The following is a 15,431-nucleotide window of genomic DNA, read 5'->3' on the forward strand; positions in this document are numbered from 1 at the left end:
CTAAAATTGTGCCGGTCGCGTCCGCAGGTCGAATTCCAGCATCGGCAGCAGGCGGCCCGGAATGGACTGCGACGGCGCCTCGCCGGTCCGCCGCGCGCCGAGGCGCAGGTAAAATCCCTCCGCATGCGGATCGGATTGGATCGACAGCATGGTTCCGCCCAGCCGCCGCGCCATCCCGGCGATCGCGCCGAACAGGGCGTCGGCAAGTATCCCGGTCGTCGGCCGCCGGCAATCGGCTCGCCCGCGTGCGTCCCGACTCGACCGGGTGCTGGCGAAAGCGTAGGTTCCGCCCGCGTCAGATGGCCGGATGGCCGCTCTTCCTCGCAAGGGGAGGGGAGGAAAGTCCGGGCTCCACGGAGACACGGTGCCGGCTAACGGCCGGCGGGGGCGACCCCAGGGACAGCGCCACAGAAATGATACCGCCTACCGGCCCGGTCTTCTTTCGGGAAGATCGGCCGCGGCAAGGTTGAAATGGTGCGGTAAGAGCGCACCGCGGTCCTGGCAACAGGAGCGGCAAGGCAAGCCCCACCGGGAGCAAGACCAAATAGGGACGGCACCTGATCCGTTTCCGGATCGCCGTCCGGGTAGGTCGCGCGAGGTGGCGAGCGATCGCCATCCCAGAGGAATGGCCATCCTCTCGGCAACGAGAGACAGAACCCGGCTTACAGGCCATCTGACGCGCCTTGGAAACTGTCACCCCCGGCCAGCGAGCGCAGCGAGCGCGCGCCGGGGCCCAGGTGCAGCAAGCATCCCGACGTTGCGGCTCAGGCCACTTTGATGTCTTCGGACGCGTCCAGGTGCTCGACCCGCTCCAGTTCGATCACCGCATAGTCCACCGGCTCGCCCAGCGCCTGCGCCACCGATTTGATCTTCAGATAGCGGTCGACCGGCAGATGCGCGTGCGCCAGGACCGGCGTCACGCCCTGCGCGTCGGGCGCGAAGGGCAGCACGATCTCTTCGCACAGATAGTCCTCGCCCTCCGTCGTGGCGAGGCGGCGATGCCCCACCAGGATCGCGCCGCGCGCGATCTTCGAATAAACGCCGAGCCGCGTGGCGCGATAGCTTGGCGGCGCCGCGGCGATCCAGTCCGCGCCCGTCATCTCCCGGCCCAGGATATGCGCATAGCGCGTGCCGGCCAGCCGCACGGTCACGCTCTGGTCGGGCACGACGTTGAAGAGGACGATGGTCGGCAGGAAGGTCTTGAAATTCGAGGGCCGGAACGCGTCGCGCCGAGGCAGCGCATCGCTCCGCCACAGCCCCAGCCAGCGCGCCGCCAATTCGCCGTTCGAGCGCGCGAGATGCAGCGCCTCGATGGTCCGTTCCGCCGCGTGTCTGTCGAAGCCGTTCACGTTGTCCTCGCAACGTCCGGTTCTAGACGCGACAACGCTAACCGAGGGTTTACGCCGGCGAAGTTCCGCTTAGGTAGGATCGCGTAACGGCAGCTTACAGACCGGATCTCTTCGCGATCAGCGCGGCGCCGGCCGTCAGGTCCTTCTCGCCCCAGCCGTCCGCGATCGCGGCCTCGAGCGTGTCGCGCATCAGATCGCCCAGCGGCAGGAAGCTGCCGAGCTCGGCCGCCGCGCCGCGCGCCAGGTTCACGTCCTTCAGGCCGAGCACCAGCCGGAAGCCCGGCGGATCGAACGCCTCGTCGACGATCAGCTTGCCATAGCCCTGATAGAGCGGGGCGGCGAACAGCGACGACGCCATGATCTCCTGGAAGCGGCCGTGATCGACGCCGCCCTTGCGCAGCAGCGCGAAGGCCTCGCCCAGCGTCTCCACCACCGACACGATCATGAAATTGCCGGCGATCTTGAACAGGTTCGCCTGCTCCGGCCTGTCGCCGACGATCTCGACGCGGCGCCCCACCGCGCCGAGCAGCGGCTTGACCGTCTCGACCGCATCGGCCGCGCCCGCCGCGACGACGAGCAATTGGCCCAGCGCCGCCACGTTCGGCCGCCCGAACACCGGCGCCGCGACGTATCCGAGCCCGCGCTGCGCATGCGCCGCCGCCAGCGCGCGCGCCATGTCGAGCGACACCGTCGCCATGTTGCAATGGACGAGCCCCTTGGCCGCGCCGTCGAGCGCCGCGCCGTCCAGCCCCACCGCGTGCAGCGCCGCGTCGTTGGCGAGCATGGAGAACAGCACCTCGCCCCGCAGCGCGTCGCCCGGCGTCTTCGCCGCGCGCGCGCCCTGCGCGACGAGCGCCGCGACCGGCTCGGGCGAGCGGTTCCACACCGTCACGTCGTGGCCGGCGCGCAGCAGGTTTGCCGCGATGCCGGCGCCCATCGCGCCCAATCCGATGACTCCGATTTTCATTCGCGTCTCCTGTTCCGTCTTACGTTCGCGCCGGCGGCGCCATGAATTCCGGCCCGACCGGATCGGGTATTTCCTCGCGCAGGATCGTCTCGATCTCGGCCATCGCCGCCGCGTCGAGCGTCCAGCCGATCGCGCCCGCCACCGGGGCAAGCTGGTCCGGCCGCCGCGCGCCCCACAGCGCCGACGTTATGCCCTTGTCGAGGTTGAAGCGCACCGCCAAATCTATCACCGTCCGCCCGAACCGCTCGCGGGCGAGCGTGTCGAGCCGCGTCACCGCCGCCAGATAGTGTCCGAAGCGCGGCTGCTGGAATTTCGGATCGGTGCGGCGCAGATCGTCGCCCTCGAATTTCGTGTCCGCCCGCATCGTGCCCGACAACAGGCCGCGACACAGCGCGCCATAGCCGAGCGTCGCGATGCCGTTCGCCCGCGCATAGGGCAGGATCTCCGCCTCGGCCGCGCGCTCGAACAGATTGTAGGGCGGCTGCAGCACATGCAGCGGCGCGTGGCGGCGGAATTCCTCCATCTGCGCCACGGAGAAGTTCGAAACGCCGATGGCCGCGATCTTGCCTTCGGTATAGAGCGAACGCATCGCATCGGCGGTTTCGGCGATCGGCGTCGTCGGATCGGGCCAGTGCACCTGGTAGATGTCGATGTGATCGGTCTGCAGACGGCGCAGCGAATCCTCGCACTCCTTGCGGATGCGCGCGCGGCTGGCGTCGCGGAACGGCTTGCCGTCCTTCCAGTCCAGCCCGACCTTGGTCGCGATCACCGCCCGGGGTCGCAGGCCCAGAAGCGCCTTGCCGACGATATCCTCCGAACGCCCGAAGCCGTAGACCGGCGCGGTGTCGATCAGGTTGATGCCGCGGTCGAAGGCGGCGCGGATGGTGCGGATGGCTTCGGCCTCGTCGCTGCCGCCCCACATCCAGCCGCCGATCGCCCAGGTGCCCAGGCCGATGCGCGAGGTCGCGGTGTCCGCGATGTCGGCGAACTCCATCGGCCCGACCGCCGAAGACATGCGATCCATGTTCCGCTCCTCTGGGGAATTGCAATGGCAACTTTAGGAACGCACGGGCGGGGCGCCAGTGTTCTGCGGCATTGTCGCGCGCTCGCGCGTCGCAAAAGCCCGGTAAGGGCGGGGCCGCGACGAATCGCGACAGTCCGGGATGCTTCACCGCCCGCCGAAAAAGGCGGCACGGACCGCGAGGGCTTGGCGGAAGTCCGGGCTCGGCCTTTGCCGCATTGCCCGCGCCACGATAGTCCGTCTACGGATGGTAACCGGCGCGGTTCGGCCTAGGGTGTCGTATCGCACTCCGCTTCGCTGGATTCGCAATAGGCCGTGCGATCCGCGCCCGCCGTATCCTGGCAATGTTGCAGGGCCTGTTCGCTTGCCGCGGACTCCGTATCCGCGATTGCCCACCCGTAGCCGGGCGTGCCTGCCTTTGGATCCATGGAGATCGCCAGGCATTGATGGTCAAAATGCGCGACCACCTTGCACAAGGCGCGCGTATCGTCGGGCGCGCCGGTAAAACCGCGACAGCTGCTCAACGCATCCGCATCCGCGCTCTCGCGCGACGAATGGTTCCAAGCGGTACCGTATGCGAGGCCGTGATGGGCCACGTCGTCGGGGATTCCAAGAGCAAAAGAAGCCATTGCGCCGGCTGTGCTGGGCAACAGCACCGTCGTTGCAAGCAAAAACATCGAAGCCGTAATCGTGTTCGCCAATCGTCTGTCGCTCATCGGTTTGTTGCCCCTCAATTGATTTCACGAATCTGCGGATCGGGCGCCTTTGCGCGCCTGGCGGTCTTAACCCGACTCGCCCTTGGCTTGCGCCGGATGTCTTTCAATCGCGTGGGTAAGCCCTTGAAGGCTTCGCGAAGCGCCGTGTGTTGCTCGGGTTCTTCGAGGCCGCTGGTCCATTTCGTTTTTCATGGAGCACCAAGATGTGGTGGGCGGCTGGTGAAAATATATCCGATGGGCTGAAAAATCTCAACGCCGAACGGCGTTTTGACCGGTTTGTCGCGACCTGGGCAGGCGCAATCGTCGAAACCCACGCAACGGCGCGAGCCGCATGCATTCGAGCGGGGCGCCCGCCGGTTTCTTCCGTCAATGCGTGGCGAAGACGCCGGTGGTGTTGCGCGCCACGCAATTCACTGTCGGGACTGGACGCGTTTGATTGGACGCCACGATCTGGCCGCCGCCGGTATTTTGACGGCCGCGGCAATTGCCGGTGTTCTTCTGGGCTGGAATATCGTCCCAAATTTTCCGGCAGCATGAGATAGATATCTAGGTACGAAGTCCCAAATATGTAGTTGACACCACAAAACCGAGGCATATGCTGGCATCACTGAATTTGAGGCCGTTGCCAGCTATGAATACTTTCACAGACCGCCGCTTTCACGATGAGGAAGCCGCCCGGTCATGGTTTGAGGCGTCCCGCTGGCCGTCCGGCCCGGTCTGCCCCCATTGTGGCTCCCAGGACCGCTACGCGACCAAGAAGCCGGGCCGCTACCGCTGCGCTGCCAAGACGTGCCGCAAAGACTTCACCGTCATGACGGGCTCTGTGATGGAGCGTAGCCACGCCCCTCTGACGCAGTGGGCCATGGCCTTCTACCTCATGAACTCCAGCAAGAAGGGCTTCAGCGCCCTTCAGCTTCAGCGCGCCCTCGGGTGCCAATACAAGACCGCCTGGTTCATGCATCACCGGATCATGGAGGCGATGCGCCAGGGCGGCCTCGATCTGCCGCCGATGGGCGGCGAGGGTCGGATTGTCGAGGCGGACGAAACCTACTTCGGCGGTGTCGAAAGCCAGAAGATGCGGACAGCGACCACCAGCGGCCGCAAATTCACCAAGAAGGGCAATACTGGGCCGTCCAACAAGCGCACCATCGTCACGCTGGTGGAGCGTCACGGCAAGGTACGGTCGTTCCATGTTCCGCGTGCTGACAAGGCCACGGTCGGGAAGATCGTCGCCGACAACATCGCCCACGAGTCGCGGCTGCATACCGACGGCAGTCGCCTCTATACCGAAGTCGGCAACCTCTTCGGCGATCACGAAACCGTCGACCATCGCTCCAAGGAATACGTCCGCGGCGACGTGCATGTGAACTCGGCAGAAGGCTACTTCTCGATTTTTAAGCGCGGCATGCGCGGCGTGTACCAGCATTGCAGCGAGAAGCATCTGCACCGCTATCTCGCGGAATTCGATTTTCGCTACAATCACCGTGAGGCGCTGGGCTGGAATGACGAAGCCCGCACGGTCGCGGCGGTTCGCGCCGCCGAAGGCAAGCGCCTCACCTATCATCAACCTCGTTAAATCTCAGTCGTTCAAGTGGTTGGCCGCGCACTTCTCGCGCTGGCGGCAAAAGCAGAAGCCCACCGAATGACTCCGGTGGGCTTCGCCACTATCCTAGGAATCGCGACAGACCTAGGAGAGACAGATGGAGACGCATGCATTCCTTGCGGTGCCACGGGATGTAAAATTCGATCCTAAAACGAAAAATATACGTCTCCGTTTTTCAACATCCACATCCGAAAGACCATTAGTAGTCGAGCTCCGCGTTTCGGAGGTTGATGCGCTTTCTCTGGCGCGAGCAATTCGGGCAATCGTGCGACAAGCGCACGCGAAGAAGCAGCCTTCACACAAATCGCGCCAGCACCTGCGGCTCGTGAAGGACGATGACGACTAGATTTTCGAGTTTGCATAGAGCGCCCATTCGGCTAGATTGATATAGCCGTTGGCGTCGCTGCTATTGGCACCAGATCCAAAGCGCGGCTGGCAGGCCGCGCGGATCACCCCCCCCGAACACTATCCCTCTGAACGCGTCGTATCAACGAACGATGCGCTCGCCTTCATCGATGACATGATTTCGGAACCAGCCTTTTGCCACCACACAGTTGCGCCGATACCAGCGCAGACGCCCCAAACAAAGTGGCTCCTACAGATACGTTCCACGCCGCTCATGTCGACTGGAAGATGGCTCCCGGTGGCCCACAGCAAAACATCCCAAGCAGTCCCGAGTGGAACGGCCACAAGCATTGCCACGAGAAACGCCGTCAGACCGTAGACGGCAGTGCCGATTAGGATTCCGACCGCCGCTCTAGCAAGAGCCATCATCGGACAACGCACCGCCCACCAGAACTTTCTGCCGCGTCCCTGCAACTGTCTGCGGAGTAAAACCAACAATTGGTAGCGGTGGACGTAACGACACAGAAAGGTGCTGTACCGTTCGGCGGTCGCACCGCCTCTCGATTAAGAATGCACGCGCCCATTGTGCCGGCGGCATTCTCACATGCCTCTTCCGTGTAATACCAACACTGCTTGCCATACGCGAAGACGGTACAGAAGGGCGCATTTCCGTCATCCGCGACCGCCGGACCGAAACTTCCCAACGTGATCAGCGCCCAGAATAGCCAGCGTGTCCAAGCCATCCATCTCTCCCCGCCTGGCGATCGGGGAGTTAGAAAACCTCAGATTGGCAAGGTTGCATCCGTCTTTGGGCTTTCGCCTTGGACATGCACGGATGCCTCCCCGACCATATGGGCGGAGAGTGCGTTTGCGGCAGCACAAAGCCGCCAATCTGAGAGGTTTCTACGCCCCAGCAACCCGCGAACGGGTCACCGGAGCGGAATATAGCGGCGTCGCGCGACGGGCGCGAATCTGTGGATTTAAGCGGTCTTTCGGACCCGACGACTGGCGGCCTTGGTCCGACTCGCCCTTGGCTTGCGCGGGATGTCTTTCAGTTGCGTTGGCGAGCCCCTGAAGGCTCCGCGAAGTGCCGCGCGCACCCGTTGCTCGGTTTCTTCCGGTCCGTATTGGTCCTGATGATCTGAGCTTTTCTTGTCCATTGGGAACGCCTATGCCAGATGAACCGGAAGACCTTTTATACAATCACGCGACGGTTGACCACGCCGCTGCCATCGGTCGGGCAATCTCGGCATGGGCGCAGTTTGAATTCATCGTCGATGAAGTGACGTCAGGCAACGGTTCGATGCGCTGATAACTCTCTCCAGATCTCAAGGAATCAGCAAGAAACACATCGACAAGCTCAATCAAATTCGTGGCAACGCCTTGGGCATGGCGGACAAAAGAAACCGGATAGCGCACGATCCATGGTTCTACAGCTATGACAGCGGGCAGCATTACCGACTACACAAGACGGCCCACGGCACGCTGGATTTCTCGTACAAGCCCGTTAGCACGGACGAGGTGCGAGCCATCGAAAAGGAATTCACCGATCTCACTGCCCGGTTTCGGGAGGTGAAGTCCGCGATGCTTCGAGACTTTTACTCATCGCCTTAAAGATGAGCGTCAGAAATTCTGGCGTCATCAGGTAGTCGCCGTACTCATGCGGGCCGATGCTCTCCTGGCCGTGCGCGCTAAAAACAGCATGTTCCGCCGCCTCGATCATCTCGGGCGTGACCTCGATATCGGTCCCCGGCGCTGGGGATGTCGGCCTGTCGTTTGACATGGCTGGAATATCGTCCCAAAATCATGTGGTGTCAACTACATATTTGGGTACGAAGTCTTATTCGGCTGCATAGGACTAAAAACCGCATACTCATCGTTAACCTGGTGTTTACCCGGGTAACCGCAACATTTACGTGTTTCGTATTTGTTCCGCGACCACAACGGGTAGATGAGTCGATTCCATAGGTAGATGTACCAACCCCCTCAAATCACTGGCTTTTTGATTGACCGCCGGTCTCATCCCATGCTATCCCAGACTGTCCCAGGGGCTTTGATCCAGCGCCCTCCCGCGGCAGGCCAGCCCCTCGGACCCGAGGGGGAACCGCCGACCAATGACCAGCCTGCCGTTCCTTTCGACGGTAACGGGGTCGCTCGATAGCAAGGGGCGCGTCTGCATCCCCGCGAGCTTCCGGCAGGTCCTGGCCGCCCAGAACACGGCCGGCGTCTATGTCTATCCCTCCTTCGTCGATGCCTCGCTCGAAGGCTTCGGCCAGGCGGCGGTCGACGGGCTGACGGCGCGTCTCGCCGCGCTCGATCCGTTTCTGTCGCCGGCCCATGACGACATGGCCACCGCGATCATGGGGCGCATCCAGCTTCTGCCGACCGACGATGGCGGCCGCGTGCGCCTGCCGGACGCGATGATCGCGCATGCCGGCCTCAAGGACAAAGTCGCCTTCGTCGGCATGGGCCAGAAATTCAAGATATGGGACGCCACGGCCTACGCGGTGGTCGAGGCCGAAAGCGTCGCGCGCATGAAGGCCCGCTTCGAAGCGGCGAAGGAGGGCGGCGCATGAGCGGCCATCTTCCCGTGATGCTCGCCGAAGTTCTCGACATGCTCGCGCCCAAGGACGGCGAGCATTATGTCGACGGCACCTTCGGCGGCGGCGGCTATACCCGCGCCATCCTCGAAGCCGCGGATTGCCGCGTGCTCGGCATCGACCGCGATCCCGACGCCATCGCGCGCGGCCAGGATCTGGTGGCGCAGTTCGGCGGCCGCCTCACCCTGATCCATGGCGAGTTCTCCAACCTCGCGACCTATCTCGACGGCGCGCGGGCCGATGGCGTCGTGCTCGATCTTGGGGCGTCGTCTTTCCAATTCGACGAGCCGGCGCGCGGCTTCTCGTTCCGCGACAGCGGCCCGCTCGACATGCGCATGAGCAAGGAAGGCCCGTCCGCCGCCGATTTCGTGAACACCGCCGACGAGCGCGACATCGCCCGCGTCATCTCCCAGCTCGGCGAGGAGCACAACGCGCGCCGCATCGCCCGCGCCATCGTCGCCAAGCGTCCGGTCACCACCACGGGCGAACTGGCGCAGATCGTGAAGGACGCGCAAGGCCCCGCCGCCGCGCGCCTCGCCATCCATCCCGCCACGCGCACCTTCCAGGCGCTGCGCATCCATGTGAACGACGAGCTCGGCGAGCTCGAACGCGGCCTCGAAGCCGCCGCCGGCGCGCTCGCGCCGTTCGGCCGGCTGGTCGTCGTCTCCTTCCATTCGCTCGAGGACCGCATCGTGAAGCGCTTCCTGACCGCGCGCGCCACCACCGCGCCGCTCGGCTCGCGCCACGCGCCGGTGGCGCGGCGCGCCCAGCCGGCCGCGTTCCGGCTCCTCACCCACCGCCCGCTGATGCCGGGCGCGACCGAAGTCGAAGGCAACCCCCGCGCGCGCTCCGCCCGCCTGCGCGCGGCTGAACGTTTGGCGGCTTAGGAGCAAACCATGGTGCGCGTCTTCAACACTCTCTGCGTCGCCCTGATGGGCCTCGCCATCCTCGCGCTCTATCATGTGTCGGAGAAGACCCGTGTCGCCGGCGTCGAACTCTCCAACGTCAACAGCGAGATCGCGCGCGAGCAGGCCAGCATGAGCGTGCTGGAAACCGAATGGGAGCACGTCGCCGGCCCGGCCCGGATCCAGGCCTTGGCGCAGACCAATCTCGGCCTCACCGGCGCGCCGACCGTCCAGCTTTCGTCGTTCGACGCCCTGCCGCGCCGCGGCGAAGAGGCCCCGCTCAGCGACACGCCGATCCGCCAAGCCAATGTCCAGGTGCCCACCCCCAAGCCCGCCACCGACCGTTCCGGACTCTAGGAAACCCGATGAAGCAGGGCCCCACGATCTATCAGCGGCGCATCGTGATCGGCGCGGCCCTGTGCGTCGCGGCCTTCGCGCTGGTCGGCGTGCGCCTTGTCGACGTCACCCTGTTCCGCCACGGCCAGGCCGCGGTGGCCGCCGGCGACGGGTTGTTCGCCCGCGCCGACATCGTCGACCGCAATGGCGAGCTTCTGGCGCGCGATCTTCCGGTCATGGACCTCTATGTCCGCCCGCACGCGCTCTACGACAGGGACCAGGCGGCGCGCGATCTGGCGTCGATCACCGGCACCGACTATCCGCGGCTCAAATCCGCCTTCGACCATGCCAAGAGCCCTTACGTCCTGGTCGCCCGCCAGCTCACGCCCGACGTGCAGGACAAGGTGATGCGGCTGGGTCTCCCCGGCCTGGAGTTCGAGCCCAACACCAAGCGCTATTATCCCGACGGCCGCGCCACGGCGCAGCTTCTCGGCGTCACCGATCCCGACGGCAACGGCCAATCGGGCCTGGAAGGCGGGCTCGACGTCCAGCTCCGCACCGCGCCGACCATTCCCGTCCAGCTCTCCGTCGACATGCGCGTGCAATACATCCTGGCCAACGAGGTCGAGGCGGCGCGCAAGACCTTCCGCGCGCTGGCCGCCGGCGGCGTGGTGATGGACGTGAACACCGGCGAGATCCTCGCCATGGTCTCGATGCCGGATTTCGATCCGAACTATCGCCATCTCACCGGCGCCGATTCCGACCACAACATCATGGCCGCCGACCGCTACGAGCTCGGCTCGGTGTTCAAGGTCCTGTCCTTCACCCTGGCGATGGAGGACCACACCACCACGCCGGACGAAGTATTCCCCATCGGCAACGGCTTTCGGATCGGCAAGTTCACCATCCACGAGGCCGAGCACATGCCGGCCACCTACACCGCGCGCGAGGTGCTGGCGCATTCCTCCAACATCGGCACGGCGCAGATCGCGCTGCGCTCCGGCGGCGTGCGCCAGCGCCAGTTCCTCGACAGCATGGGCGTGTTGCATATCCTTCACACCGAGCTCTCGGAATTCGCCCGCCCGCTTTATCCCGCGCCCAAGAACTGGGGCACGATCGAGACCGCGACCATCGGTTTCGGCCACGGCATTTCGGTCGCGCCGCTCTCTTATGTCGCCGCCGCCGCCATCGTCGTGAACGGCGGCCGCCGGGTCGCGCCGACCTTCCTGAAACATGCGGCCGATGCGCGCGGCGAGCAGGTGATCAAGCCGCAAACCAGCCTGAAAATGCGCGAATTGCTGCGCTATGTCGTCACCGACGGCACCGGCCGCAAGGCCGATATCCCGGGCTATGACGTCGGCGGCAAGACCGGCTCGGCGGAAAAGCCGATTCCCAACGGACATGGTTACCAGCCCCATGTGCTGGTGACCTCCTTCCTCGCCGTTTTCCCCATCGAGGATCCGCGCTACATTGTCTTTGTTCTCCTGGACACGCCGCACGGGACCAAGGAAACGGGCGGCACCGCCTTGGCCGGTTTGACGGCGGCGCCGCTCGCGGGCCGCGTGATCTCGCGCATCGCGCCGATCCTGGGCGTGGCGCAGAGGCCCGCGCCGCGTGGGAATACATAATGGGACCACAATCGGGAGCCAGTATCACGTCGGGTAGAGTGGGTATGGACGCCATGAAGGCGCCCCCGGATTCCATCGCCGGAGAATACACCGGGCTTGCGAGCGACAGCCGCGAGGTCAAGCCCGGTTATTTGTTCGCGGCGCTGCCCGGCACCAAGGCCGACGGCGCGGCCTTCGTGAAGGACGCCGTGGCGCGGGGCGCGATCGCCGTGCTCGGCCGCCCCGATGTCGCCCCGGCCGCCGCCGCGCTCGGCGTGCGCTTTATCTCCGACGACAATCCGCGCCTCGGCCTTGCCAGGACCGCCGCGCGCTTCTTCGGCGCCCAGCCCAGGATCGTCGCCGCCGTCACCGGCACCAAGGGCAAGTCCTCCATCGTCGCCTTCGTGCGCGAGATCTGGACCGCGCTCGGCAAGCCGGCCGCCAGCCTCGGCACGGTCGGCGTCGTCACGCCCAAGGGCGAGATTCCGCTGAAGCACACCACGCCCGACCCGATCGAGATCCATCGCCTCTTGGCGCAATTGAAGAAGGACGGCATCGACCATCTGGCGCTGGAAGCCTCCAGCCACGGCCTCGACCAGTTCCGCCTGGATGGCGTCGAGATCGCCGCCTGCGCCTTCACGAATCTGAGCCGCGACCATTTTGATTATCACGGTTCGGTCGAGAACTATCTCCACGCCAAGCTGCGCCTGTTCACCGAGGTCGCGCGCGACGACGCGCTGGCCGTGGTCAACGCCGACGCCGAATATGCCGACCGCTTCATCGCCGCGGCGCGCAAGCGCGGCCTCGCGATCATGGCGGTCGGCGAACATGGCGAAGCCATTCGGATGCTGTCGCGCGAAGGCCGCCTCGACGGACAGACGCTGACGCTGCGCCACGACGGCCACGATTACACGGTTTCGCTGCCGCTGGCCGGCAGCTTCCAGGCATCCAACGCCCTCGTCGCCGCCGCGCTGGTGATCGGCCTGGGCGACGATCCGGCGAAAGTCTTCGCCGCGCTCGAACATCTCAAAGGCGCCCCTGGGCGCCTGGAGAAGGTCGCCGTCGCCGCGTCCGGCGCGCCGATCTATATCGACTACGCCCACACCCCGGATTCGCTGGAGAAGGTGCTCGCCGCGATCCGCCCGCATGTCACGGGCAGGCTGCATGTCGTGTTCGGCTGCGGCGGCGACCGCGACAAGGGCAAGCGCCCGCTGATGGGCGAAGCCGCGACGCGCAATGCCGACGCCGTCATCGTCACCGACGACAACCCCCGCACCGAAGACGCGGCCACGATCCGCAAGGAAGCCCTCGCCGGCGCGCCGGGCGCGCGCGAGATCGGCGACCGCGCCACCGCCATCCGCGAAGGCATCGCCGCGCTCGGTGCCGGCGACATCCTCGTCATCGCCGGTAAGGGCCATGAGACCGGCCAGATCGTCGGCACGCAGGTGCTTCCGTTCTCCGACCGCGCCGTCGCCATCGCCGCCGCCCTCTCGCTCGGAGGGCGCGCCGCATGACCATGCCGCTCTGGACCTCCGAAGAAGCGCAAGGCGCGACGCTTGCCATTCCTGGAAAACCATTCGAAGTGAACGGCCTCTCCATCGACACGCGCACGCTTCAGCCCGGCGATCTCTTCGTCGCGCTGAAGGGCGACAACCGCGACGGCCATGATTTCGTGAAGGCGGCATTCGAAGCCAAGGCCGGCGCCGCCCTGGTCAGCCGCGAGCCGGCGGGCCTTGCACCCGGCTCGGCGCTGCTCACCGTGGCGCACACCCAGCGCGGCCTCGAAGACCTCGCCCGCGCCGCCCGCGCCCGCAGTTCAGCCAAGATCGTCGGCGTCACCGGCAGCGCCGGCAAGACCACGACGAAGGAGCTTCTGCGCCTCGCCCTCGGCGCGCTCGGCGCCACGCATTGCTCGGCCGCGTCCTACAACAACCATTGGGGCGTGCCGCTCAGCCTCGCTTCGTTGCCGCGCGGCGCGCAGTACGGCGTGTTCGAGATCGGCATGAATCATTTCGGCGAGATCCGCAATCTCGTGAGCTTCGTGCAGCCGCATGTCGCGCTCGTCACCACCATCGCGCCGGCGCATCTGGAATTCTTCGGCAATTGCGACGCCATCGCCGACGCCAAGTCCGAGATCTTCGAGGGCCTCGCCCCCGGCGGCGCCGCGATCCTCCCCGCCGACAGTCCCTATGCCGACCGCCTGAAAGCCCGCGCCCGCCAGGCCCATGTCGCGCGGGTTCTCGCCTTCGGCGAAAAACCCGGCAGCGACGCGCGCCTGCTCGACTATTCCGAAACCGCCGAGGGCGCGAGCGTGAAGGCCGACATCCTCGGCACGCCGGTCGAATTCCGCATCGGTGCGCCCGGCAAGCACATCGCCGGCAACGCGGTGGCCGCGCTGCTCGCCGTCGCGCTGCTCGACGGCGACGTCCTCAATGCCGCCGCCGCGCTCAAGGGCTTTGCGGCGCTGAAGGGCAGGGGGGCGCGCTTCTCCGCCGCCGGCATCGACGTGATCGACGAAAGCTACAACGCCAACACCGCCTCGATGGCCGCCGCGCTCGCGCTATTGGGCGCCGCGAAAGGCCGCCGCATCGCCGTGCTCGGCGACATGCTGGAGATGGGTCCGGACGGCGCCGCGCACCACGCCGGCCTCGCCGCGCCCGTCGAAGCGGCGAAGGCCGATCTCGTCTTCCTCTGCGGGACGCAGATGAAGGCGCTGTGGGACATCCTGCCCGCCGCGCGCCGCGGCGCCTGGGCCGCGACCTCCGCCGAGCTCGTCGCGCCACTGGCCGCGGCGCTGCGCGCCGGCGACGTCGTGCTGGTGAAGGGGTCGCTCGGCAGCAAGATGGCCGTCGTCATCGATGCGTTGAAAGCGAGGGTTGCGTAACCGATGCTGTATTATCTCTCGCTGCTCACCCACACCGACCAGCTCGCCTTCTTCCGGCTGTTCAAATATCTCACCTTCCGCTCCGGCGGCGCGGTGATCACGGCGCTGATCTTCGCCTTCATCGTCAACGGTTCGCTGATCCGCTGGCTGAAGGCGAAACAGGGCAAGGGCCAGCCGATCCGCGCCGACGGGCCGCAGCGCCACATCGTGGAGAAAGCCGGCACGCCGACCATGGGCGGCCTCCTGATCCTCCTGCCCTGGGTGATCGCCACGCTGCTCTGGGCCAATCTCGCCAACGAATATGTCTGGATCGTCCTCTTCGTCACCGTCGCCTATGGCGCGCTCGGCTTCGCCGACGACTACCAGAAGGTCACCAAGCGCACTTCCGGCGGCGTCAGCGGCTATGTCCGCCTCGCCGTCGAGTTCGGCGTCGCCTTCATCGCCACCTGGGCGCTGATGCATCTCGAGGAGACGCCGCTGCAGGGCACGCTGGCGGTGCCGTTCTTCAAGTCTTTCGTCATCCCGTTCGGCATCGGCTTCGTCGTGGTCGGCGGCATCGTGATCGCCGGCGCCGCCAATGCGGTGAACTTCACCGACGGCCTCGACGGCCTCGCCATCGTGCCGGTGATGATCGCGGCGTCGACCTTCATCCTGATCGCCTATCTCGTCGGCAATGTGAACTTCGCCAAATACCTCGAATTGATCTACGTCGCCGGCACCGGCGAACTTGCCGTCTTCCTCGCCGCCCTGGTCGGCGCCGGCCTCGGTTTCCTCTGGTACAACGCGCCGCCCGCCATGGTGTTCATGGGCGACACCGGTTCGCTGCCGCTCGGCGGCGCGCTCGGTGCCGTCGCCGTCGCCGTCAAGCACGAGATCGTGCTCGCCATCGTCGGCGGGCTTTTCGTGTTCGAGACCGTCTCGGTGATCGTCCAGGTCATCTCGTTCAGGCTGACCGGCAAGCGCGTCTTCCGCATGGCGCCGATCCACCACCATTACGAACAGCTCGGCTGGAAGGAGCCCACCATCGTCATCCGTTTCTGGATCGTCGCGGTGGTGCTCGCTTTGGTCGGCCTCGCAACCTTGAAGCTGCGGTAGGCG

At 65.7% G+C, this 15,431-nt stretch carries 15 protein-coding genes and 1 other RNA gene; 9 read left to right on the top strand and 7 right to left on the bottom strand.

Translation table 11 applies throughout. The features are described 5' to 3' along the window. Nucleotides 1-174, bottom strand: coding sequence for a hypothetical protein (locus tag WDM86_02040; protein ID MEI9988794.1), 174 nt, complete (start codon nt 172-174; stop codon nt 1-3). A gap of 121 nt (nt 175-295) precedes the next feature. Between WDM86_02040 and rnpB the strand changes: the two genes are divergently transcribed. Next, nucleotides 296-681, top strand: an RNA gene (gene rnpB / locus WDM86_02045) — RNase P RNA component class A. 83 nt (nt 682-764) lie between these two features. Here the strand turns inward: rnpB and WDM86_02050 are convergent. The 4 genes from WDM86_02050 to WDM86_02065 form a co-directional block, all read right to left on the bottom strand. Further along, entirely contained in the window at nt 765-1,349 is a 585-nt protein-coding gene (locus WDM86_02050; protein MEI9988795.1) for a PAS domain-containing protein, read from the bottom strand. A 94-nt stretch (nt 1,350-1,443) separates the two neighbouring features. Then, nucleotides 1,444-2,316 carry an NAD(P)-dependent oxidoreductase gene (locus WDM86_02055; protein MEI9988796.1) on the bottom strand — a complete coding sequence of 291 codons (873 nt, stop codon included), beginning with the start codon at nt 2,314-2,316 and terminating at the stop codon, nt 1,444-1,446. 19 nt (nt 2,317-2,335) lie between these two features. Then, nucleotides 2,336-3,340, bottom strand: a complete 1,005-nt coding sequence (locus WDM86_02060) for an aldo/keto reductase (protein MEI9988797.1) — start codon at nt 3,338-3,340, stop codon at nt 2,336-2,338. Nucleotides 3,341-3,606: 266 nt separating this feature from the next. Further along, nucleotides 3,607-4,053: a DUF4189 domain-containing protein gene (locus tag WDM86_02065; protein MEI9988798.1), complete on the bottom strand. Its 447-nt coding sequence runs from the start codon at nt 4,051-4,053 to the stop codon at nt 3,607-3,609. Nucleotides 4,054-4,684: 631 nt separating this feature from the next. Here WDM86_02065 and WDM86_02070 point away from each other — a divergent pair. After that, nucleotides 4,685-5,629, top strand: coding sequence for an IS1595 family transposase (locus WDM86_02070; protein ID MEI9988799.1), 945 nt, complete (start codon nt 4,685-4,687; stop codon nt 5,627-5,629). A 1,575-nt stretch (nt 5,630-7,204) separates the two neighbouring features. Here WDM86_02070 and WDM86_02075 read toward each other — a convergent pair. Both WDM86_02075 and WDM86_02080 read right to left on the bottom strand, forming a co-directional pair. Continuing rightward, nucleotides 7,205-7,420, bottom strand: coding sequence for a hypothetical protein (locus WDM86_02075; GenBank protein ID MEI9988800.1), 216 nt, complete (start codon nt 7,418-7,420; stop codon nt 7,205-7,207). A 133-nt stretch (nt 7,421-7,553) separates the two neighbouring features. Further along, nucleotides 7,554-7,784, bottom strand: a complete 231-nt coding sequence (locus WDM86_02080; GenBank protein MEI9988801.1) for a hypothetical protein — start codon at nt 7,782-7,784, stop codon at nt 7,554-7,556. A 331-nt stretch (nt 7,785-8,115) separates the two neighbouring features. Between WDM86_02080 and WDM86_02085 the strand changes: the two genes are divergently transcribed. Genes WDM86_02085 through mraY form a run of 7 tightly spaced genes read left to right on the top strand, consistent with a single transcriptional unit; the run spans nt 8,116 to nt 15,428 of the window. Further along, on the top strand, nt 8,116-8,577 hold the full coding sequence (locus WDM86_02085; protein MEI9988802.1) for a hypothetical protein: 462 nt from the start codon (nt 8,116-8,118) through the stop codon (nt 8,575-8,577). Beyond that, the gene (rsmH, locus tag WDM86_02090; protein ID MEI9988803.1) at nt 8,574-9,488 is read left to right on the top strand and encodes a 16S rRNA (cytosine(1402)-N(4))-methyltransferase RsmH; all 915 of its coding nucleotides are present in this window, start codon (nt 8,574-8,576) and stop codon (nt 9,486-9,488) included. Before WDM86_02085 ends, rsmH begins: the two co-directional genes overlap by 4 nt. 9 nt (nt 9,489-9,497) lie before the next feature. Further along, entirely contained in the window at nt 9,498-9,863 is a 366-nt protein-coding gene (locus WDM86_02095) for a hypothetical protein (GenBank protein ID MEI9988804.1), read from the top strand. Between the two features lie 8 nt (nt 9,864-9,871). Beyond that, nucleotides 9,872-11,470 carry a penicillin-binding protein 2 gene (locus tag WDM86_02100; protein MEI9988805.1) on the top strand — a complete coding sequence of 533 codons (1,599 nt, stop codon included), beginning with the start codon at nt 9,872-9,874 and terminating at the stop codon, nt 11,468-11,470. A gap of 53 nt (nt 11,471-11,523) precedes the next feature. After that, a complete protein-coding gene (locus tag WDM86_02105; GenBank protein ID MEI9988806.1) occupies nt 11,524-12,963 on the top strand; it encodes a UDP-N-acetylmuramoyl-L-alanyl-D-glutamate--2,6-diaminopimelate ligase in 1,440 nt (479 codons plus the stop codon). Continuing rightward, nucleotides 12,960-14,333, top strand: coding sequence for a UDP-N-acetylmuramoylalanyl-D-glutamyl-2,6-diaminopimelate--D-alanyl-D-alanine ligase (locus WDM86_02110; GenBank protein ID MEI9988807.1), 1,374 nt, complete (start codon nt 12,960-12,962; stop codon nt 14,331-14,333). The genes WDM86_02105 and WDM86_02110 overlap by 4 nt, the downstream gene beginning before the upstream one ends. 3 nt (nt 14,334-14,336) lie before the next feature. After that, the gene (mraY, locus tag WDM86_02115) at nt 14,337-15,428 is read left to right on the top strand and encodes a phospho-N-acetylmuramoyl-pentapeptide-transferase (protein ID MEI9988808.1); all 1,092 of its coding nucleotides are present in this window, start codon (nt 14,337-14,339) and stop codon (nt 15,426-15,428) included. The last annotated feature ends 3 nt before the right edge of the window (nt 15,429-15,431 follow it).

Source organism: Rhizomicrobium sp. (assembly GCA_037200045.1).
Classification (GTDB): domain Bacteria; phylum Pseudomonadota; class Alphaproteobacteria; order Micropepsales; family Micropepsaceae; genus Rhizomicrobium.